Source organism: Micromonospora phaseoli (assembly GCF_900109115.1).
GTDB lineage: Bacteria > Actinomycetota > Actinomycetes > Mycobacteriales > Micromonosporaceae > Micromonospora > Micromonospora phaseoli.
Genome location: NZ_FNYV01000003.1, coordinates 195,171 through 215,244, shown reverse-complemented (window position 1 = coordinate 215,244; position 20,074 = coordinate 195,171). Strand labels below are relative to the sequence as shown.

16 protein-coding genes are annotated in these 20,074 nt (G+C 73.7%); 12 read left to right on the top strand and 4 right to left on the bottom strand.

What is annotated here, in order from left to right:
* Positions 1-111 precede the first annotated feature (111 nt).
* The 6 genes from BMY89_RS09275 to BMY89_RS09250 all read left to right on the top strand — a co-directional run bounded on the left by BMY89_RS09275 (position 112) and on the right by BMY89_RS09250 (position 7,094).
* A complete protein-coding gene (locus BMY89_RS09275) occupies positions 112-876 on the top strand; it encodes a GNAT family N-acetyltransferase (protein WP_092378054.1) in 765 nt (254 codons plus the stop codon).
* A complete protein-coding gene (locus BMY89_RS09270; RefSeq protein ID WP_092378051.1) occupies positions 873-1,769 on the top strand; it encodes a lysophospholipid acyltransferase family protein in 897 nt (298 codons plus the stop codon). Before BMY89_RS09275 ends, BMY89_RS09270 begins: the two co-directional genes overlap by 4 nt.
* A gap of 80 nt (positions 1,770-1,849) precedes the next feature.
* On the top strand, positions 1,850-2,551 hold the full coding sequence (locus tag BMY89_RS09265) for a response regulator transcription factor (RefSeq protein WP_092379189.1): 702 nt from the start codon (positions 1,850-1,852) through the stop codon (positions 2,549-2,551).
* Complete coding sequence (locus BMY89_RS09260; protein ID WP_092378047.1) at positions 2,548-4,104, top strand: HAMP domain-containing sensor histidine kinase; 1,557 nt, start codon at positions 2,548-2,550, stop codon at positions 4,102-4,104. The genes BMY89_RS09265 and BMY89_RS09260 overlap by 4 nt, the downstream gene beginning before the upstream one ends.
* A 62-nt stretch (positions 4,105-4,166) precedes the next feature.
* Positions 4,167-5,753, top strand: a complete 1,587-nt coding sequence (locus BMY89_RS09255) for a trypsin-like peptidase domain-containing protein (protein WP_092378044.1) — start codon at positions 4,167-4,169, stop codon at positions 5,751-5,753.
* A gap of 279 nt (positions 5,754-6,032) precedes the next feature.
* The gene (locus BMY89_RS09250) at positions 6,033-7,094 is read left to right on the top strand and encodes a glycosyltransferase family 4 protein (RefSeq protein ID WP_092379186.1); all 1,062 of its coding nucleotides are present in this window, start codon (positions 6,033-6,035) and stop codon (positions 7,092-7,094) included.
* Between the two features lie 14 nt (positions 7,095-7,108).
* Here BMY89_RS09250 and BMY89_RS09245 read toward each other — a convergent pair whose 3' ends face one another.
* Positions 7,109-8,704 (bottom strand): serine/threonine-protein kinase, encoded by a 1,596-nt coding sequence (locus BMY89_RS09245; protein WP_232521154.1) that lies wholly within the window; start codon positions 8,702-8,704, stop codon positions 7,109-7,111.
* 190 nt (positions 8,705-8,894) lie between these two features.
* On the opposite strand from BMY89_RS09245, the gene BMY89_RS09240 reads away from it, so the two are divergent.
* From BMY89_RS09240 to BMY89_RS09215, 6 genes are all read left to right on the top strand, one after another.
* The gene (locus BMY89_RS09240; RefSeq protein ID WP_092378040.1) at positions 8,895-9,725 is read left to right on the top strand and encodes a patatin-like phospholipase family protein; all 831 of its coding nucleotides are present in this window, start codon (positions 8,895-8,897) and stop codon (positions 9,723-9,725) included.
* Positions 9,725-10,741, top strand: coding sequence for a 1-acyl-sn-glycerol-3-phosphate acyltransferase (locus tag BMY89_RS09235; RefSeq protein WP_092378037.1), 1,017 nt, complete (start codon positions 9,725-9,727; stop codon positions 10,739-10,741). Before BMY89_RS09240 ends, BMY89_RS09235 begins: the two co-directional genes overlap by 1 nt.
* Positions 10,742-10,750: 9 nt before the next feature.
* Positions 10,751-11,071: a divalent-cation tolerance protein CutA gene (gene cutA, locus BMY89_RS09230; RefSeq protein ID WP_092378034.1), complete on the top strand. Its 321-nt coding sequence runs from the start codon at positions 10,751-10,753 to the stop codon at positions 11,069-11,071.
* Positions 11,072-11,119: 48 nt separating this feature from the next.
* Complete coding sequence (locus BMY89_RS09225; RefSeq protein ID WP_092378032.1) at positions 11,120-14,788, top strand: SCO7613 C-terminal domain-containing membrane protein; 3,669 nt, start codon at positions 11,120-11,122, stop codon at positions 14,786-14,788.
* Positions 14,789-14,856: 68 nt separating this feature from the next.
* On the top strand, positions 14,857-15,150 hold the full coding sequence (locus BMY89_RS09220; RefSeq protein WP_092378029.1) for a 4a-hydroxytetrahydrobiopterin dehydratase: 294 nt from the start codon (positions 14,857-14,859) through the stop codon (positions 15,148-15,150).
* Positions 15,147-16,295 (top strand): FHA domain-containing protein, encoded by a 1,149-nt coding sequence (locus tag BMY89_RS09215; protein ID WP_092378027.1) that lies wholly within the window; start codon positions 15,147-15,149, stop codon positions 16,293-16,295. Before BMY89_RS09220 ends, BMY89_RS09215 begins: the two co-directional genes overlap by 4 nt.
* A 63-nt stretch (positions 16,296-16,358) precedes the next feature.
* Here BMY89_RS09215 and rocD read toward each other — a convergent pair whose 3' ends face one another.
* From rocD to BMY89_RS09200, 3 genes are all read right to left on the bottom strand, one after another.
* On the bottom strand, positions 16,359-17,573 hold the full coding sequence (gene rocD / locus BMY89_RS09210; RefSeq protein ID WP_175510332.1) for an ornithine--oxo-acid transaminase: 1,215 nt from the start codon (positions 17,571-17,573) through the stop codon (positions 16,359-16,361).
* Positions 17,570-18,385 carry a dimethylargininase gene (ddaH, locus tag BMY89_RS09205; RefSeq protein ID WP_175510331.1) on the bottom strand — a complete coding sequence of 272 codons (816 nt, stop codon included), beginning with the start codon at positions 18,383-18,385 and terminating at the stop codon, positions 17,570-17,572. The genes rocD and ddaH overlap by 4 nt, the downstream gene beginning before the upstream one ends.
* Positions 18,386-19,018: 633 nt before the next feature.
* Positions 19,019-19,909, bottom strand: coding sequence for a DUF4383 domain-containing protein (locus BMY89_RS09200; protein WP_139217926.1), 891 nt, complete (start codon positions 19,907-19,909; stop codon positions 19,019-19,021).
* Positions 19,910-20,074 lie beyond the last annotated feature (165 nt).

Genomic DNA, 20,074 nt, shown 5'->3' with positions numbered 1-20,074 from the left:
TCCCCGCACGGGCATCGCGGGCGGGTCGGCCACCGGTCGCCGGCCGGCGTTCACCGGATCGACACCGCTGGCCACCAGGGCCGGCAACCCACTGGGCGTTACACAAGGGGCATGGCCGTTCTGCCCGCCGCGGACGTAGCACTGACGACCAGCGGCTACACCCTCTCGATCGCCGACGAACCCAGCCAGGTCGAGGCCGCGCAACGCCTGCGTCACCAGGTGTTCGCCGGCGAGCTGGGCGCCACCGTGTCCCCGGACGCGGCCGGCCTCGACCGGGACGCCCACGACCCGTACTGCGACCACCTGTTGGTGCGGCAGGAGAGCACCGGCGAGGTGGTCGGGACGTACCGCCTGCTGCCACCGGGTCGGACCAGCCGGCGCTACGCCGACGGCGAGTTCGACCTGACCGCCCTCGACCCGCTGCGTACGCAGCTGGTCGAGGCGGGTCGTTCGTGCGTGCATCCCGCACACCGGACCGGTGCGGTGATCAACCTGATGTGGGCCGGCATCACCCGCTACCTGCACCTGCGCGGGCTGCGCTGGCTCGGTGGGTGCGCCTCCGTGCCGGTGGCCGACGGCGGTCTCGCCGTCGCCGACGTGTGGTCCCGGACACGGGCGAAGCACCTGGCGCCGCCGCCGCTGCGGGTACGACCGTTGCGGCCCTGGTTCGCCGAGCCGGGCGTGCCGCGTGAAGCGGTCGCCGGATCGGTGAACCTGGTCCCCCCGCTGCTGCGCGGGTACCTCCGGCTCGGCGCCTGGGTCTGCGGTGAGCCGACGTACGACCCGGACTTCGGGGTGGCCGACTTCTACGTGCTGCTCTCCATGGACCGGATGAACCCCCGCTACCTGCGGCACTTCCTCGGCGGGCAGCCATGACCACGCCGGCGCACCCGCTGTGGCGGCCGATGTCCGGCTGCGGGCCCGCCTGCCTGCCGCTGCCCGGCCGGTCGCCGGCGGTGTCGGTGGCCCGGCAACTGGGTCGGGCCGCCGCCCTGCTCGCGATGGTGGGGCTCGGGGTCGGGCTGGTGCCGCTGCTTCCGGTGCTGCCCGCCCGCGAACGGCAGGTCGCGCTGCGCGGCTGGGCGCGGGCCACGGCGCGGGCCTGCGGGGTACGCCTAGAGGTGCGTGGTCGGCTGCCCCGGCGACGTGCGTTGCTGGTCGCCAACCATGTCTCCTGGTGGGACATCCTGGCGGTGTTGGCGATCTCCCCGGCCCGGCTGGTGGCCAAGCGCGAGGTGGGCCGGTGGCCGTTGGTCGGACTGCTGGCCCGCGCGGCCGGCACCGTCTTCGTGGACCGCTCCCGCCCGCGCGAACTGCCCGCCACGGTGGACCGGGTCGCCGCGGCACTGGGTGCGGGCCGGTCGGTCGCTGTCTTCCCCGAGGGGACCACCTGGTGTGGTGCGGACGCCGGCTGCCGCCCGTCCAGCGGGTTCCGGCCGGCGATGTTCCAGGCGGCGATCGACGCCGGCGCACCCGTCGTGCCACTGCGGATCGGCTACCGCTGCGCGGTGACCGGCGAAATGACCACCGCAACGGCCTTCGTCGGCGACGAGACTCTGCTGCGGTCGGTGCGCCGGCTGCTCGCCGTCCGGGAGTTGACGGTCAGCGTCGAGATCGGCGCGCCGCTGCACCCCGGGCGCTCCGCCGACCGCCGGGCGCTCGCCCGGGTCGCCGAGTCGGCCGTGCATCTCGTGCCGTCGTCCGCGGTACCGTCGGCCTCGCCGGCCTCGTCGGCGACGACGGCCCGGGAGCTGCGGCTGGCTGCCTGACAGAGGCAGCACAGCTGCTCACAGGTTATTTTCAGTATCCGCCCAGCGCGGGCGCAGCGACCGCGCGGATGATGGGCGGCATGGCCGCTACCCAGACCGAGGCGCGACTGCTCGTCGTCGAGGACGATCCCAACATCCTCGAACTGCTCTCCGCGAGTCTGCGCTTCGCGGGTTTCGACGTGGCCACCGCCACCAGTGGCAGCGCCGCGCTCAGCGCGGCCCGGGACCATCGCCCCGACCTCGTGGTGCTCGACGTGATGCTGCCGGATCTCGACGGGTTCGAGGTGATCCGGATGATGCGCGAGGGCGGCACGCGTACCCCGGTGGTCTTCCTCACCGCCCGGGACGCCACCGACGACAAGATCCGCGGCCTCACTCTCGGTGGCGACGACTACGTCACCAAGCCGTTCAGCCTGGAGGAGTTGACCGCCCGGATCAGGGCGGTGCTGCGGCGGACCAGCACCGGCGAGCAGGCCCCCGCCCGGCTCACCTTCGCCGACCTGGAGCTGGACGAGGAGACCCACGAGGTGTACCGGGCCGGCCAGCGGGTCCAGCTCTCGCCGACCGAGTTCAAGTTGCTGCGCTACCTGATGCTCAACGCCAACCGGGTGCTGTCCAAGGCGCAGATCCTCGACCACGTCTGGAACTACGACTTCCGGGGCGACGACAACATCGTCGAGTCGTACATCTCGTACCTGCGCCGGAAGATCGACAACACCGAGCCCCGGCTGATCCACACCCTGCGCGGCGTCGGATACGTCCTGCGCAAGCCAGCGGCGTGAACCCGTTACAGCAGGGCAAGCTCCGACTCCGCTCGGTACCGCTGCGGGTCAAGCTGGTCGCGGCCGTCCTCGCCCTGGTCGCCGCCGCGCTGCTGGTGATCGCCTCGCTGACCACGATCTTCCTCCGCAGCTACCTGGTCGACCAGGTGGATGCCGAGTTGTCGGGCGCTGCCCTCAACATCGAGAGCGCCGTGATCACGGCCCAGCAGGGCACGCTCGGCATTCCCACCGACTACCTCGTGGTGGTCACCAACCGCAGTACCGGCCTCGTCGAGGGATATGGCTTCGACAGCCGGCGGTTCGATACCGCTGACCTGCCGCCCTGGCCCGACAACGCCGCCGGCTTCGAGCAGAAGTCCGGTAAGCCGTTCGACACGCGGGCTCGGGGCAGCGAGGTGCGCTGGCGGATGCTCTACACCGAGCTGCCGAACGGGCAGTGGGCGGCGATTGGGCAGCACCTCACCGACGTGGACCGAGCGGTCAAGCGGCTGATCTACATCGACCTGCTGGTCGGCGGGGCGGTGCTGGTCCTGCTCGCCTCGATCGGCGCGGCGATCGTCCGGACCAGCCTCAAACCGTTGGTGGAGATCGAACGTACCGCCGCCGCCATCGCCGGCGGTGACCTCAGCCGACGGGTGCCCGACCCGGAGGACGGGGAGCCCTGCCCGACCTCGGAGCTGGGGCGGTTGTCCCGCGCGCTGAACGCGATGCTCAGCCAGATCGAGATGGCCTTCACCGCCCGCGCGGCGTCGGAGTTCGCGGCCCGGTCCGCCGAGGCCGTCGCCCGGGAGGCCGCCGAGGGCGCCCGAGCCTCCGAGGCGCGAGCCCGTCGCTCCGAGGAACGGATGCGGCAGTTCGTCGCGGACGCCTCACATGAGCTGCGTACGCCGCTGACCACCATCCGGGGCTTCGCCGAGCTGTACCGCCAGGGTGCCGCCCGGGAACCCGAGCAGACCTCCGACCTGCTACGTCGGATCGAGGACGAGGCGGCCCGGATGGGTCTGCTGGTGGAGGACCTGCTGCTGCTCGCCCGGCTGGACCGCGAACGCCCGCTCTCGCTCGCCCCGGTGGAGCTGCCGGTGCTGGCCGCCGACGCGTTGCAGGCGGCCCGCGCCATGGCGCCGGACCGGCGGATCGAGCTGGAGATCGAGCCCGGTTCCGGCCCGTTGGTGGTTCGCGGCGACGACGCGCGGCTGCGCCAGGTGATCGGCAATCTGATGACCAACGCGCTGCGGCACACGCCGACCGAGGCGGCGGTGACGCTGCGGCTGCGCGCCGAGCCGGGCAACCTGGCGGTGATCGAGGTGAGCGACACCGGCCCGGGGCTCACCGGCGAGCAGGCGGAACGGGTGTTCGAACGCTTCTACCGGGCGGACGCCTCGCGGACCCGCAGAATCGGCGGCAACACCGGCACCGGCCTCGGCCTGGCGATCGTCGCGGCCCTGGTGACGGTGCACCAGGGCACGGTCGAGGTGACCGAGACGCCGGGCGGTGGTTCCACGTTCCGGGTCCGCCTGCCGCTCGCACCGGCCACAGACAGCGAGCAGGAGTGACTTTCAGCTAATGCTCAGGCCAGCCTAAGGCGGGTCCAAGAGCGATGGGAGAAGGTAGGGACATGACCGAGTACGAGTCCGACCCGCGCCGGCCGGCCCCCACCGACGCCGAGCCGTCGCAACCCGAGCTGTCCCGCGCCGATTACGCGCGGTCCGACTCCCCGTCCACTCCGGCGTCCGGTGCCACCCCCACCGCCGAGGCACCGACCGTTGCGGTCAGTGCCGTCGACTCGCCGGCGTCCGGTGCCGGCGGCCCGGACGAGCCGACCCGGCAGGGCCTGCCCGTCGCGGGCTCGCCCCCGCCGTCGCAGCCGGTCTCCGGGCAGGCCACCTGGGCGCCGGCCGGCGGGCACCAGTATCCGCACCAGTACCCATACCAGTCCGGGCACCCTGGCCAGCCCGGCCCGCGTCATCCGGGCCCGCCCTGGTACCCGGGCCAGCAGCCCAACTGGAGCGGCGCACAGTCGACCGGCGCACCGAGCGCCCCCGGCGCGCAGCCGACATCGCACCCGGGGTACCCGGGATACCCGGCGCAGTCGCCCGGGTCGCCCGGCGGCTATCCGGGGCAGCCGGCGCCGTGGGGGCCTGCCCCGTCGGGCGGGCTGCGTCCCGGCCGGATCGCCAAGCTGGCCGGTGCCGGCGTCGCGGTGTTCGCGCTGATGCTCGGCAGTGGTGTCGCCGGCGGCGCGCTGGCCCTCGCCGTGAACGACGGTGGTGGGATCACCCGCACCTACAGCGCCGCGCCGGTCATCGACGGCGCCGATCTGCCGCGCATCGCCGCGTCGGTGCAGGACAGCGTCGTCTCCATCAGCACCGGCAGCGGTGAGGGGTCCGGTGTGGTCCTCAGCGCCGACGGCTACGTGCTGACCAACAACCATGTGGTCGCGGGGGGCGGTGACACCGTCCGGGTGATCTTCGCCGACGGCACCAATGCCGAGGCCCAGCTCGTCGGCACCGACCCGAAGACCGACCTCGCGGTGCTGAAGGCGAACGGTCTGAGTGATCTCCAGCCGGCCACCTTCGGCGACAGCGACGCGATGCAGGTCGGCGACCAGGTGCTCGCCCTGGGCAGCCCGTTGGGGCTGCAGGGCTCGGTCACCGCGGGCATTCTCAGCGCCCGGGACCGCACCATCCAGGCCGGTAGCGGACAGCAGCTCCCCGGCCAGGCGGTCAGCTCGATCTCGGGGCTGCTGCAGACCGACGCCCCGATCAACCCGGGCAACTCCGGCGGTGCACTGGTCAACACCCGGGGTGAGGTGATCGGCATCAACACCGCGATCGCCACCGCTGGGCAGGGCAACACCGGCAACATCGGGGTGGGCTTCGCCATCCCGAGCAACAAGGCCAAGGACGTCGCGGACAAGCTCCAGCGGGGCGAGAAGATCAGCCACCCGACGCTCGGGGTGAGCGTGAACGCCGCGCCCGACGGCGGCGCGCTGGTCGGTGCGGTGAATCCGGGTAGCGCCGCCGAGCGGGCCGGACTGCAACAGGGCGATGTGATCACCCGGTTCGGCGACAAGGTGATCAATGACTCCAGCGACCTGGTCGCCGCCGTACAGGCCGGCAAGGTCGGTGACCAGGTCGAGGTGACGTACCAGCGAAATGGTGCCGAAGCGACGGCAACCGTGACGCTCCTCGAAGCGTCGTAACGAAGAACCTGCTTCCTCCCTCCGGGGCGGCGGGCGGTGCGGCCAAGGGGGTTGGCCGCACCACCCGCCGCCCTTCCTCCTTTCCGGGTTCACCCGATCCGGGTGAACCCGGCTCATCCCGCCGGTCGGCGGCCTCCCGGGGTGGTTTGCCCCTGTCGGGACCGGGAAGACGCTCTGACCCGCCTGCCGTACGGCGGATCGGGTCCGACGCCACCGGAGAGCGACGGGGAGGGGCACGTGGCCGACAACGTTCCGCGGGATGGCCGGTTGCGGATCGCGATGGTGGTGCCGCCCTGGCTGTCGGTGCCGCCACCGGGTTACGGAGGGCTGGAGCAGGTCGTGGCCGGGCTGGTGGACGCCCTGGTCGTCCGGGGGCACGCGGTGACGCTGATGGGCGCCGGTGAGGCGCACGGCACCTCCGGCGACTATCTCGCCACGCTCGACGAGCTGCAGTACGACCGGCTCGGTGAGGCCCTTCCCGAACTGGCCCACCTGGCCCGGGTGAACCACCTGGTCAGCGCCGTGGACTTCGACATCGTGCACGACCACACCACGATCGGCCCGCTGGTCGCGGGGCGGCGGCAGGTGCCCACCGTGGCGACCGTGCACGGTAACCCGGTGGGCGAGTACGGCACGGTGCTCAGCGACACCGACCGGGGAGTCGGCCTGGTGGCGATCTCGCATGCCCAGCGCGGGCTGAACCCTCACCTGCCCTGGGTCGGCACCGTGCACAACGCGATGGATGTCGGCGACTTCCCGCGTAAGAACACCTCCGGCCACGGGCCGGTGCTGTGGCTGGCCCGGTTCAGCCCGGACAAGGGGCCGGAGCTGGCCATCCGCGCCTGCCGAGCGGCCGGCCTGCCGCTGGTGCTGGCCGGCAAGTGCAGCGAACCCGCCGAGCGGCGCTACTACCACGAGGTGATCAGACCGCTGCTCGGACCGGACGTCCGGGTCGTGCTCGACGCCGACCGGGAGACCGTGCTGCTGCTGCTGGCCGAGGCGCGCTGCCTGGTGATGCCGATCCAGTGGGAGGAGCCGTTCGGCATCGTGATGCTGGAGGCGATGGCCTCCGGGACGCCCGTGGTGGCGTTGAACCGGGGCGCGGTGCCGGAACTGGTCCGCCCCGGGGTGACCGGGCTGATCTGCGAGCGGCCGGACGAGTTGCCGGCGGCGTTGCGGGCCACGGCCGGCCTCGACCCGGCGGACTGCGTGGCGCATGTGGCCCGGACCTTCTCCGTGGAACGGATGGCCGCCGAGTACGAGGCGGTGTACCGGCGGTTCCTGGTCGCCGCGACACCGAGAACGGCGGTGTGTGAACCGGCCCGGGTCAGACCCGCCTGAGCTGGGCCGCGCCGTCAGACCTGCGCGGCGCCGAGCGCGGTGATCGCCGCGTCCAACTGTCGGGCGTACGCCGGGCTCAGCCCGTCCTCGCTCAGCCGGGTGGCGACCTTCTCCCGCAACCGGGCCACCCCAGGACCCAGCTCGCCCTCCCCGCCGGCCACTGCCTGGGTGAGGTTGCGCAGCTCGTTGCGCAGGTCGACGCCGACATCGTCGCGGATGCCGCCGTCGGCGAGCCCGGCACCGATCACCGCTTCCAACCGGTTCGCAGCCTCGATCAGGGTGTCCCCGGTGCCGGGCGGGCTCGGTACGGCGGTCGCCGCCGGCGGTTGGGGTGACGCGCTCGGCGACGCCACGGACGGCTGCACGCTCGGGGTGGCGTCCGGCAGGGCCGGCCCGCCGGTCGCCGTCGGACCGGTGCTCGGCAGCGTGTGCGGCGAGGAGTTGTCGTCCGGCAGCAGCGCAGACACCGTCAGGGCCGCCCCGATCAACACCGCGACGCCCGCTGCGACGAGCACCGGACGCCGCCTGCGCCGTCCGCCGTCGGTTCCGTCCGTGCCCCCCTCGGTTCCGTCCGGGCCACCCATGGTTCCGTCCGGGCCGCCGATGGCCCCGTCCGAGCTCGCGGCGGGGTCTGATGCTTTGGTTGCGGTGGCCGAGCGAGTCGCGGTCGAGGCGGTCGCGGTCGAGGCGGGGCCCACGGCGGCCGTGGCCCGGGCGGTTTCCACCGCGGGAAGGGTGATGGTCGGGGCGAGCATAGTGCTGGCCTGCGGATCGGCGGGCAGCATCTGGTCACGCAGCACAGTGGCCACCTGTCGGGCGGTCGGCCGGTCGGCCGGGTCGCGGGACAGGCAGCGCAGGCAGATCTCGGCCACCACCGGCGGCAGGCCCGGTACCTCGGTGAGGGTGGGCGGTACGCCGGTGGCCAGTGCGGCGCTGAGTTCGTCCCAGGTGTCCGCCGGATACGGCACCCGGCCGGTCAGTGTCTCGTGCAGCAACACCCCCAGCGAGTAGACGTCGGTCGCCGGCTGGGCCGGTGCGCCGTCAAGCCGTTCGGGTGCGACGTACGCGGGGGTGCCGAAGGTGGCGCCGTCCTCGTCGTCGTCGGGTGCGCCGATCCGGGTGGCGATGCCGAAGTCGAGCACCTTCGCGCCAACCTGCGTCATCATCACGTTGGCGGTGGTGACGTCCCGGTGCACGATGCCCAGCCGATGGGCGGCGGCGAGCGCGTCGGCGACCTGAACGCCGACCTGCACCGCCTCGGGCCACGGCAGCGGTCCCTCGGTGAGCCGGAACTCCAACTCCTCACCGGAGAGCAGCTCCATCACCACGAACGAGGTGATGGAGCCGTCCGGCGAGACCGTCTCGCCGTAGTCGTGCACCGAGGTGACGTTCGGGTGGACGAGCTGCGCGGCGGCTCGGGCCTCCTCGCGGACCATGTCGCGGAACCGGACGTCGGCGGCCAGCGACGGGGCGAGCACCTTCAGTGCCACCACCCGGTCGAGCACCTCGTCGTGGGCTCGCCAGATCACCGACATGCCGCCCGCGCCGATCTGGTCGATCAGCCGGTATCGGGTGGCCAGCAACCGGCCGGGCTGCAGTGCTGGCTTCACGGGTCGCACCTGCCTCTCCGGTGGAAGCGGTATCAGGTTGCGCGAATGTTCCCTCCCTGTCAACGGGCCCGCGCGCGGCGGGTGCCGCCCCGGAAACCATGCGTGCCCTTCGATCGGGTCGACCCGCTCGATACCGAGGGCGGGAAGCGCGGACGGGTCCGCTGGGCGCGGGCGTGCCAGGATGAACGACATGGCGCACGGACCGGTGGCTTTCGTGCTCGGGGGCGGCGGTGTCCTGGGCGCGGTCGAGGTGGGCATGTTGCGCGCCCTGTTCCGGGCCGGGATCCGACCGGACATCGTGCTCGGCACGTCGATCGGGGCGGTGAACGGCGCGCTGGTCGCCGCCGACCCGTCCGAGGCGGTGACCGACCGGCTGGTACGGCTCTGGGCCTCGCCGGAGGCAAGCGAGGTGTACGGCGACTCGGTGGCCCGGCAGCTGCGGCGCTTCGCCGCCCGTACGCACCTGCACTCGCCCCGGCCGCTGCGCAAGCTGCTGGAGAGCGAGCTGGGCGCGGAGACCACCTTCGCCGACCTGGCGGTCCCGTTCCGGTGCTGTGCGGCGAACATCGAGCGGGCCGCCGAGCACTGGTTCGTCAGCGGGCTGGTGGTGCCGGCCGTGCTCGCCTCCGCCTCGGTGCCGGGGCTGCTGCCGCCGGCCCGGATCGGCGACCAGCACTACGTCGACGGCGGCATCGTCAACTCGATCCCGATCGGGGAGGCGGTCGCTGCCGGCGCCAGCCGCATCTTCGTACTCCAGGTGGGTCGGATCGAACGGGCGCTGGCCCCGCCCCGGCGGCCCTGGGAGATCGCCCAGGTCGCGTTCGAGATCGCCCGCCGGCACCGGTTCGCTCGGGAGATGGCCGCCCTGCCCGACGGGGTGGAGGTGCACGTGCTGCCGACCGGAGGGCTGGAACCGCGCGACGACACCCCTTGGGCCTACCGGGACATGGCCGCGGTGGGGCGACGGATCAGCCGCGCCTACTCGGCGTCCCGGCACTATCTGGCGAACCTGGAGCGCTGATGCCGTTACCGCCCCGATGGCTCCGCCGACTGCTGCTGGCGCCCGGCGTGGTCCTGCTGGCGATCCTGCTGGTGTCCACGGTGCCGGTGTGGGCCCTGCTGACGCTGGCCGCGTCCCCGTTCGTCCCGGGGCACCTGCGGCCGCTGCGGCTGCTCTGGATCGGCTGCTTCTACCTGATCTGGGACGCGGCGGCACTGCTCTGTCTCTTCGGGCTCTGGGTCGGTTCCGGATTCGGCTGGCGGGTCAACTCGCCGGCCTTCCAGCGCGCCCACTACGTGCTGGCGGGCTGGTTCCTGCGGGTGCTCTTCTGGCAGGCGCGGTGGACGCTGCACCTGAGCATCGACGTGGTCGGCACCGACCCGGACACCGCGTTGCCCGGCCGGCCGGAGCTGGTGCTGTGTCGGCATGCCGGCCCGGGCGACTCGTTCATCCTGATCCACGCCCTGGTGAACTGGTTCCGGCGCGAGCCACGGATCGTGCTCAAGGACACCCTCCAGTGGGATCCGGCGATCGACGTGCTGCTCAACCGGCTGCCGAGCCGGTTCATCGCGCCCGGCTCCGACGGGCGTGGGTCGCTCGTCGAGCAGGTCGGCCACCTCGCCACCGGCCTGGACGAAAACGACGCCTTCGTGATCTTCCCCGAGGGCGGCAACTTCACGCCGACGCGCCGGCTGCGGGCCATCGCAAGGCTGCGCGACCGGGGACACGAGCGGATGGCGTTGAAGGCGGAGACCATGCGGCACGTGCTCGCGCCGCAGCCCGGCGGGGTGCTGGCGGCGCTGGACGCCGCCCCGGACGCCGGCGTCATCTTCGTCGCCCACACCGGTCTGGACCGGATGCTCACCATCACCGACGTGTGGCGGGAGTTGCCGATGGACAAGCAACTCGTGATGCGGTTCTGGTCGGTGCCCCCCGAGGAGATCCCGGACGACCCGCAGCAGCGGATCGACTGGCTCTACGACTGGTGGAGTCGGATAGACGAGTGGGTCGCGGCAAACCACAACGGTGCGACGTAGAGTTCGCAGGTGGAGCAGATCTGCGTGGTGACGACGGTGGTCGACGCGCGATCGGTCGCCGATCTGCTGGCCGCCGCCGCGGTGGCCGGGCGGCTCGCGGCCTGCGCGCAGGTGGGCGGCCAGGTGGAGAGCACATACTGGTGGCGGTCGGGAGTGGAGAGCAGCACCGAATGGTCGGTGCAGTTCAAGACCGCACCGGACCGGGTCGACGCGCTGGTGGAGCACCTGCGGGTCAGCCACCCGTACCAGGTGCCGGAGATCCTGGTCAGCCGGGTGGACTGCGGCCACCCCGAATACGCCACCTGGGTCTTCGAGCACACCCGGCCCTGAGTACGCACACTCTGGTGCGGGCGGTGTGCCACCGTCGAGGATGACCCCGTGGACAACGGCTACCCCTGCCCGGCCTGCGGCGCACCGGCGACTCTCTCCTCCGGCTGCACCGGCTGCGGCCGGCCACCGCACCCGGCTGCGGCGGAAGTGATCCGGCTCGACCGGGAGATCGTGGCGCTCGGCGGCGAGGTGGAGCGGGCTCGGCAGGCGTACGAGGGGCTGGCCGGTCGGCTGGCGGCGGTCCGGCAGCGGCGGGGCGAGCTGGCCACCGCCGTTCGGGCGGAGTTCCCGGCAGCCGCCAAGGCGACGCCATCCGGTCCCAGTCAGCCGCCGGCGGCCGGCGCGCCCGTGCGACCCGGCGCGGTGCCACCGATGCCGGTCGGCGCCGCACCGGCGCCCGGCGGATCGGTTTCCGCCGCACCCGCGCCGGTCGCCGGGTGGCAGCCCGTCCCCACCCCGGCCCGGCCGGGCGGGGCCGAAACCTCGACGCGGACCGTGCAGGGACTGCTCTTCGTCATCGGCGGGTTGCTGCTCGGCACCGCGGCGACGGTCTTCACGGCGGTGGCCTGGTCATCGGTCGGGGTGGCCGGCCGGGCGCTGATCCTGCTGGCGTTCACCGCGCTGCTGCTCGCCGTGCCGCTGATCGCCCGCCGGCGGGGGCTGCGCGGCACCGCCGAGACCTTCGCCGCCGTCGGGCTGCTGCTGGTGCTCCTCGACGGGTACGCCGCCTGGACGGTGGACCTGCTCGGGGTGACCGCCTGGCCGGGCAGCCGCTACGCCGCGCTCGTCTCGGCCGGCTGCGCGGCGGTCGCCCTCGGGTACGCCCGGCTCAGCCGGTTGGCCGTGCCGTGGTTCGCCGCGCTGCTGGCCGTGCAGCCGGTACTGCCGTTGCTCGCCGCGCCGGCCCGTCCGGAGCCGGCCGGGTGGGCCATCGTCTTCGTCGGGGTCGCGCTGGTCGACCTGGCGGTGGTGGTGCGGCTGCGGCGGCGCCGTGGAGACGTCGCGGGCGAGGGGGCCACGACGACGACTCCGGCGGTACCGCTGGCCGGCCAGGTCCTGGCCTGGACCGGGTTCGCCGGCGCGCTGGTGCTCGCGGCGGGCTGCGCGATCGTGCCGCTGCTGGTCGGTCGGGCGGGCGGCGTACCGCTGCTGGCCGGCACGCCGATGCTGCTGGTGGCGCTGACCGTGCTCGGCGCGGCGCTGCTCACCGGCGGCGAGCCGGCGCGGGCGGTGGCGGCCGGCGCGCTGGTGCCGGTGCTGGCCGCTGCGGTGATCCGCCCGGCGGTGGAGCTGCGCGCGTCGGTGTGGCTGCTGGTGGTCGGGCTGGTCGCGGTGGCGCTGGCCGGCGCGGTACGGCTGCTGCCGGCCGGCTGGCGGGCCGGTCCACGGGTCGGGGCGCTGCTGGTTGCCGGCGGCGGGGGGCTGCTGACGGCACTGGCGGGGGTGGTGCTGGCCGGCGCCGCCGTGGGGCGGTCGCTGCCGCCGTGGCGGGGGGCCACGGCGGGGCCGGCGTACGCCTGGGGTTGGCAGCTGCCGGTGGTGGTGGCGCTGACCTCGGCGGCGGTGGCCTGGTTGCTGCCCCGCTCGGCCCGGCCGGCGGTCGCCGCGGCGGGCCTCGCCGCGACCGCGCTGGCGGTGCCGGTGGCCTGGGCCGCGCCGTGGCCGGCCGTGCTCGCCGTCGACCTGGCGGTGGGGGCCGTCCTGGTGGCCGCCGCGGTGGCCCGCCCGGCGGTACGCGGATCGGCGGTGCTGGCCTCGGCGTTGGCCGGTGCCGCGCTGCTCGGGCACGGGCTGCTGGTCGGGCTGGCCGGCCCGGCCGGCGCGGGTGCGGCCTGCGCGGTGATCCTGGGCGTCGGCCTCGGGGCGGCCGTGGCCGGCCGGCGTGGCGGCGCGGTGCAGCGTGCCGTGGCCGGTTGCGGGTTGACCGCCGCGGTGCTCGTGGTGCCGGCCGGCGCGGCGGTCGCCCTGATCGGTGCCGGAGCCCCGCCGTGGTGGCAGGCCCGGGCCGCGCTGGCCGCCGTCGCGCTGCCGGCGGTCGCACTGCTCGCGCTGCGCCGAGCCTGGCCCGACCTGATCGGGTACGCCGCGACCGGGCTCGCCGTGGTGGCCGTGCTGACCGGCCTCTCGCCGCCGGCCGTACCGGGCGACGAGCCGGTGACGGTCTACGCGGCGGTGGCGGCGCTACTGATCGCGCTGGCCGGGTTCCGGACCCGTCCGGCGGCGGCGCTGCCGGTGGTCGGGCTGGGGCTGACCGCCGTGGCGGCGCTGGCGGCCCTGCCGGTGGTCGTGACGGCGCTGCTGACGCCGTACGGACCGCCACCCGCGCTGTGGTCCGGTGCCCCGACCACCCAGCCGTCGCCGGACGCGCCGGTGGTGGGTCTGGCGCTGGCCGTGCTGGCCGTGGCGGCGGTCCTCGCCGCCTGGCCGACCGTCCGCGCGGACAATGCGCAGGTGCCAGCCGGCGCTGGCGGTCGGTTCGGCGCTGGCGCGCAGGGTTGGCGGGTGGCCGCGGTGGTGCTGCCGTTCCTGGCGGCCGCCGGCCCGGTGCTGCTGGTCGCCGCCGCCGTGCCGTGGCCGGTGGTGCCGGCTGCGGCGCTGCTCGCCGGTGTGGCCCTGCTGCTGACCATCGCGCTGCTGCCCACCCGGGTGTCGTTCGTTGCCGCCGGTATGTCCGTCGGGCTGCTGCTGGCCGTCGCGGGCCTGCTCAACCTGCAGGCCACCCGGGCCGGCACCCTCGCCGGGCTGGGCCTGCTGGTGGTGACGGCGACCGTGGCCGCGGTGGCCGCCCGTCACTCGGCGGTACGCGTGACCGGCTGGCTGGTCGCGCTCGCGGCGGCCACCGGGTTCGCGATCGCCGCCCCGCTGGCCGGCGGGCTGCCGCTGCGGATCGCGGCGTTCGCGGTGCTCGGCGTCGCGGTGCTCGCCCTCGCGCTCGCCGCGACGCTGCCCGCCAGCCGGCGGACCGCGCCGCAGGTGCCCTCCGCGCCGATGGCGGCGGTGCCCCCCGGGCCGGTGCCCTCCGGGCCGGTGCCCTCCGGGCTGCGGTCGGCGGTGCTGTCGAACCGGGTGCTGGACGCCGCCGCGCAGGCGGTTGCGCTGCTCGCGCTGCTGCTCACCGTCGGCGCAGCCCGGCACGCCGCGACGATCTGCGTGCTCTGGGGCGCCGCGGTCGGGGTGCGGCTGCTGCGCCGGGGCGAGTCGGCCGGGCAGCGGTGGTTCTTCGCCGGCATCGCCGGTGGCAGCGAAGTGCTGGCCGTCTGGCTGCTGCTGCTGACCGGCGGGGTGACCGTGCTGGAGGCGTACACGGTGCCGCTGGCGTTGGTGGGGCTCGGCGCGGGTGTGGCGGCGTTGCGTACCCGCCCGGGGTTGACCAGTTGGCTCGCGCTCGGCCCCGGCCTGGCCGCCGTGCTGCTGCCCAGCCTGGCCGCCGTGCTCTTCGGCCCCGATCCGCAACCGTGGCGGCGGTTGCTGCTCGGCACCGCCGCGCTCGCCGCGACGCTGCTCGGTGCGGTCCGCCGTTGGCAGGCGCCGGTGCTGCTCGGTGGGGTGACGCTGACCCTGCTCGCCCTGCACGAGCTGGTGCGCAGCTGGGACCTGCTGCCCCGGTGGGTCTTCCTGGCCGCCGCCGGGTTGGCGCTGATCGGCCTGGCGGCCACCTACGAGCGCCGCCGCCGCGACCTGCGTCAGTTGCGTTCCACCGTCAGCCAGATGAGCTGACAAGATCCAGAGCGGTGGGGCGCTCTGCGGGTGGTCGTGGTCCTGGGGGGCAGCGGTAGGGTCTGGCCATGGCAGAGGTGCTCACCGCCGAGGCGGTGCGAGACGAGCTGGGTGGGCTGGCGGGCTGGTCGGGGGACCCCGCCGGGATCATCCGCACCGTGGAGCTGGCCAGCTTTCCCGACGCCGTCGCGGTGGTCGACCGGGTCGCGGTTACCGCCGAGGAGCTGGATCATCACCCGGACATCGACATTCGGTGGCGCACGGTGACCTTCCGCTGCGTAACCCATTCGGCCGGCGGCGTCACCATGCGGGACATGGACCTGGCCCGTCGGATCGACGAGATCGTGGAGGGCACCCGATGAGGTTCGAGATCAGCAAGGTGCTGGACGCCATCGAGGGGCGGGTCTGCACCGACCCACAGTTGGCCCGCGCGGTGCTCGACCTCGCGGAGGTCATCCGCTACCAGGACCTCGACGGTGGGCGTCCGGCCAGTTCGCTGCGGCTCGGCATGGTCATCGACGCGCTGGCCCGCAGCCTGGAGGAGGACACCGTCCCGGTCTACGCGGTGGTGCACCGGGGCATGCTCTCCGACGCTGACCTCACCTCCAACGAGCGGATGGTGGTCCGTCGCTGGGCCGACGACGGCCTGGTCGAGGTGCTCGACAACCCCGGTGACCGGATGCTGGAGGTGGCCGACCTGCTCGGCCTGCCGGTGCTCAGCCGGGTTCGCTTCGACGGCCTGCGGGGGCGGTTTCCCTGGCTGGTGGAGCAGCCGGGCCGGGTCCTCGCGCCGGTGCCGGGTGCCGGCGGGCCGGTCTTCATCGCACACGTCGGCGGCGGCCACACGCCGGTGGCCGGGCCGCCGTCGCCGGCCGGTGCCAAGCTGCTGGCCCGTGAGTGGCGCTGCCCGGAGTCGGGCTGCACCCTCTTCGGTGGTGCCGGCGGTGGCGGCGCCTTCGCGGACCTGGCCCTGGTGGATCGCGCGCCGACCGGGCAGCCGCCACCGTCGCTTCGTAACGGAGTGCCGACCTGCCCTCGGCACGGTTCGCGGCTGCGGGACGCCGGTCCCCGGCCCCGCAGCGAGGTCCTCGCGGTACGCGTCGGGGGCCTGATCCGCCGCCGATTCGTGCTCACCGAGGAGCAGTCAGCGGTGATCGGTCGAGCCCCGGACGGCTCCGGTGCGATCATGCTGGGTCAGTGGCTCAACGACGAGGCCCGGCGCTGGATCAGCCGCAGCCACCTGAGGTTGGAGCTGCGCGGTGGCGACGTCGTCGCCACCGACATCAGCACCAACGGCTCCGGCGTACGACCGGCGGGCTCGATGGCGGAGGCGGACCGGGTCCCGCTGGCCCCGCAGCAGTCCCGGGTCCTCGGGGCCGGCGACATGGTGGAGCTGTACCCGGGGGTCCAGGTCGGCCGCCCGAGCGAGTTCCCGGCGGGTGCGTCGTACAACCCCGACTCCGTAATGTCCGAGGCGCCGACGATGGCCATGCGCCTGCCCCGCTGAGCTCCGGTACGAGTGCGGGCGCCGGGACCGTGGTCCCGGCGCCCGCAGAAGCGGTACGGCTGGTCAGTCGGCCAGCACAGCGGCCAGCTGTGCCACCGCGTGGTCGACCTCCTCGGCGGTGATCACCAGCGGTGGGGCGAGGCGGATGGTCGAGCCGTGCGTGTCCTTGGCCAGCACGCCCCGCTCCATCAGCCGCTCGCAGGCCACCCGGCCGCTCATCAGTGCCGGGTCGATGTCCAGGCCGGCCCAGAGCCCTCGGCCGCGTACGGCCACCAGGCCCTTGCCGATCAGCGCGCGCAGGCCGGCGTGCAGCCGTTCGCCCAACTCGGCGGAGCGGTGCTGGAACTCGCCGGTGGCCAGCAGCCGGACCACCTCGGTGGCCACCGCGCAGGCCAGCGGGTTGCCGCCGAAGGTGGAGCCGTGCTGACCCGGCTTGAGCACACCGAGCACATCAGCGTCGGCGGCCACCGCGGAGACCGGCACGATGCCGCCGCCGAGCGCCTTGCCCAGCAGGTACATGTCCGGCACGACGCCTTCCTGCTCGCAGGCGAAGGTGGCGCCGGTGCGGCCCAGACCGGACTGGATCTCGTCGGCGATGAACAGCACGTTGCTCTCGGTGCAGAGCCGGCGTACGCCGGGCAGGTAGCCCTCCGGCGGCACCACCACGCCCTGCTCGCCCTGGATCGGCTCCAGCAGCACCGCGACGGTGTGCTCGTCGATCGCCTCGGCAAGCGCGGCCAGGTCGCCGTAGGGGACGATTCGGAAACCGGGGGTGTACGGCCCGAAGTCAGCCCGCGCGTCGGAGTCGGTGGAGAAGCTGACGATGGTGGTCGTACGCCCGTGGAAGTTGCCCTCCGCGACCACGATGTTGGCCTGCCCGGCCGGTACGCCCTTGACCTGGTAGCCCCACTTGCGAGCCACCTTGACGCCGGTCTCCACGGCCTCGGCCCCGGTGTTCATCGGCAGCACCAGGTCCTTGCCGCAGAGCGCCGCGAGTTCGCGGCAGAAGTCGGCAAACTGGTCGTGGACGAACGCCCGGCTGGTCAGCGTCAGCCTGTCGAGCTGGGCGTGCGCGGTGGCGATCAGGGTCGGGTGCCGGTGCCCGAAGTTGAGCGCCGAGTAGCCGGCCAGGCAGTCGAGGTAACGCCGGCCGTCCACATCGGTCACCCAGGCGCCCTCGGCGGAGGAGATCACCACCGGCAGCGGGTGGTAGTTGTGCGCGGTGTGGCGCTCCGCGTCCTGCATCGCGGCGGGAGTCCGGAGCATGTCCTCGATCACTGGCTAGCCTTTCCCTGACGGAGTCGCAACGTGCAGCACTTCGGGCCACCGCCGGCCCGACGCAGCTCGGACAGGTCGACGCCGATCGTCTCGTAGCCCCGGTCGCGCAGCTTGGCGGCCAGGCCGGTGGCCTGCTCGGGCAGCACCACGTGCCGGCCATCGCTGACCGCGTTGAGACCGAGCACCTCGGCATCGGCCATGGTGGCGTGCACCGCGTCCGGGAAGAGCCGGCGCAGCACGGCCTGACTGCCGGGCGAGAACGCCTCCGGCAGGTACGCCACGGTCCGCTCGTCGAGCACGCTCAGCGCGGTGTCCAGGTGGTAGAACCGCGGGTCGACCAGCTGCATGGTGATCACCGGATAGCCGAAGACCTCCTGGAGTTGGGCGTGCGAGGCGTGCGCGGTGCGGAATCCGGTGCCGGCGAGCAGGTGGTCGCCGGCCAGCAGGACGTCGCCCTCACCCTCGTTTACGTGCTTCGGGTCGTACATCTCGAAGCCGGCGCCTTCGAACCAGGCGCGGTAGGCAGGGGCCTCGTCGGCGCGCTGCGGGTCGCGGAACTGCACGGCCATCGCCCGGCCGTCGATGACGGTGCCACCGTTGGCGGCGAAGACCATGTCGGGCAGGCCCGGCAACGGGGCGATCTCCTCGACGGTGTGGCCCAGGTCCAGGTAGACCTGGCGCAGCCGCTCCCACTGCCGGACGGCGAGGTCGGTGTCGACCGGGGCGCTCGGGTCCATCCACGGGTTGATCGCGTAGTCGACGGCGAAGTACGTCGGCCGGCACATCAGAAAGCGCTGGCGGGTGGCGTCCATCGTCATTGTCCTGCTCCCAGGGTCTCCGCGCGCCCGGCCACCGTCGGCCCACGGGCTGGCGCCGTTGCTCAACGGTATGCGGCCCGGATGAGCAGAATCCACCACTGAGTGTTGCGGATGCCGTCGAATCATTGCGTCTGGAGCGTCACGGGCACCTGATCGTTGCGTCCCGGTCAGGTGAGGCGCGAGTGAGGCGGCCGGGCGGTCCTGGCGCGGCCGGCGAGATGACCTCGCGGGCGTGCCGTCCTGGTCGCGGCGGCCCCGGGCTTGCGGGTGAAATGCCGGGGCTCGCGGGCGCGGGTGCGTTGGGCGCGAGTGAGGCGGCCTGGGCTTGCGGGTGAGGTGCCGGGGCTCGCGGGCGGGTGCGTTGGGCGCAGGCGGGGTTTGATCAACTCCGTTCCGGCGGAACGGCGGGGTTGCGTCTGGACTGATACCGCCATAGCGGCGTAACGGTGCGGGAGCGCCCACTTTCGGCGTCCAGGATTGAGCCGGACGGACATACGTCAGGGGCGGCGAACCGCCGCCCCTGACGAGCCGTTGTGCCCGGCTGGTGAACCACCAGAGCTGATCGGGCTGCGGCCGGTTCCGCACCGGCCGGTGCCGGTGAACCACCGGCAGGCCGGACAGTGCCCGCTACAGACGATCGACAAACTGTGAATCAAGCCACTCACGGAAGCGGGCAACCGTGTCGCCGTCGGTGGTCGGCCAGTCGTACTGCCCGGTCATCGCCAGCACGCCGATCACCACCGCGCCGAGGCCGAAGGCGATTCCCAACAGCGCGTCGGACTTGCCGGCGATGTGCCGCCGACGGGTGGCCATCAGCCCGAGCACGGCGAGCACCGCGCCGACCGCGCCCAGCCCGATGCCGTACCCGGCGAGGGCGCCGGTGAGCACGAAGAGCACACCGGCGACACCGACGATCAGGCCGAGCGTGGCCAGCAGGCTGGCCCGGGGCCGAGGACCGACCGGCGCCGGCGGCGCATCGGAGGCCGTGTCGGTGGTCGCGTCGCGCTCGGGAGTCGCGTCGGTGGTCGTGTCGCGATCGGTGGTCGTGCCGCGATCGATGGTGCCGGCGGTTCCAACACGGTCGGTGGTGCGGTCCCCGTCGGTGGTGCGGTCCCCGTCGGTGGTGCGGTCGCGGTCCATGGTGCGGTCGGCGGCCGCTGCGGGTGTGGCGGCGCGGGCGCGCTGGGAACCCTGGAGGGTGGAGCGGGCGGTGGCGGCTCGTTCCGCGGCGGCGCGTTCCGCGCTCCGGTCGGCTACCTGGTCGATGGTATCGGTCTGGTCGGTCGTCCGGTCGGCGGCCGTCGGGCTGCTGGTCGTCGGGCTGCTGGTCGTCGGGCTGCTGGTCGTCGGGCCTGCGGCCGGTGCGCTGCGATGGTTGGTCCCACCGTCGGTGCGCTCCTCGACCGTGGACTGCCCGGTAGCGCGGGGGGCCGTGGCGACCGCCCCGGTCCGGTCGACGCTGGTGTCGTCGGCCGGCGGCACCGGTTGCTCCCGGCGCGACAGCGAAGGAAATTTCACAGCTTCACCTCCTGATTGTGCGTGGGCGGCGGCATCAGCCCCGTATTCGCCAGCCACGCGGTAGCACCCCGGAGTTACCCATCCCCGACCACACTGACACCCACCGATCCACCCCCGCCCTCAACCCCGTCCCCAGCCCCGCAACCCCGCACGAGCTGCGCGATC

Excerpts from the sequence above, each read along its gene's own strand:
- BMY89_RS09275 (WP_092378054.1), top strand. The coding sequence starts at position 112 with ATGGCCGTTCTGCCCGCCGCGGACGTAGCACTGACGACCAGCGGCTAC.
- BMY89_RS09270 (WP_092378051.1), top strand. The coding sequence starts at position 873 with ATGACCACGCCGGCGCACCCGCTGTGGCGGCCGATGTCCGGCTGCGGG.
- BMY89_RS09265 (WP_092379189.1), top strand. The coding sequence starts at position 1,850 with ATGGCCGCTACCCAGACCGAGGCGCGACTGCTCGTCGTCGAGGACGAT.
- BMY89_RS09255 (WP_092378044.1), top strand. The coding sequence starts at position 4,167 with ATGACCGAGTACGAGTCCGACCCGCGCCGGCCGGCCCCCACCGACGCC.
- BMY89_RS09250 (WP_092379186.1), top strand. The coding sequence starts at position 6,033 with ATGGTGGTGCCGCCCTGGCTGTCGGTGCCGCCACCGGGTTACGGAGGG.
- BMY89_RS09240 (WP_092378040.1), top strand. The coding sequence starts at position 8,895 with ATGGCGCACGGACCGGTGGCTTTCGTGCTCGGGGGCGGCGGTGTCCTG.
- BMY89_RS09235 (WP_092378037.1), top strand. The coding sequence starts at position 9,725 with ATGCCGTTACCGCCCCGATGGCTCCGCCGACTGCTGCTGGCGCCCGGC.
- BMY89_RS09220 (WP_092378029.1), top strand. The coding sequence starts at position 14,857 with ATGGCAGAGGTGCTCACCGCCGAGGCGGTGCGAGACGAGCTGGGTGGG.
- BMY89_RS09215 (WP_092378027.1), top strand. The coding sequence starts at position 15,147 with ATGAGGTTCGAGATCAGCAAGGTGCTGGACGCCATCGAGGGGCGGGTC.
- ddaH (WP_175510331.1), bottom strand. The coding sequence starts at position 18,385 with ATGGACGCCACCCGCCAGCGCTTTCTGATGTGCCGGCCGACGTACTTC.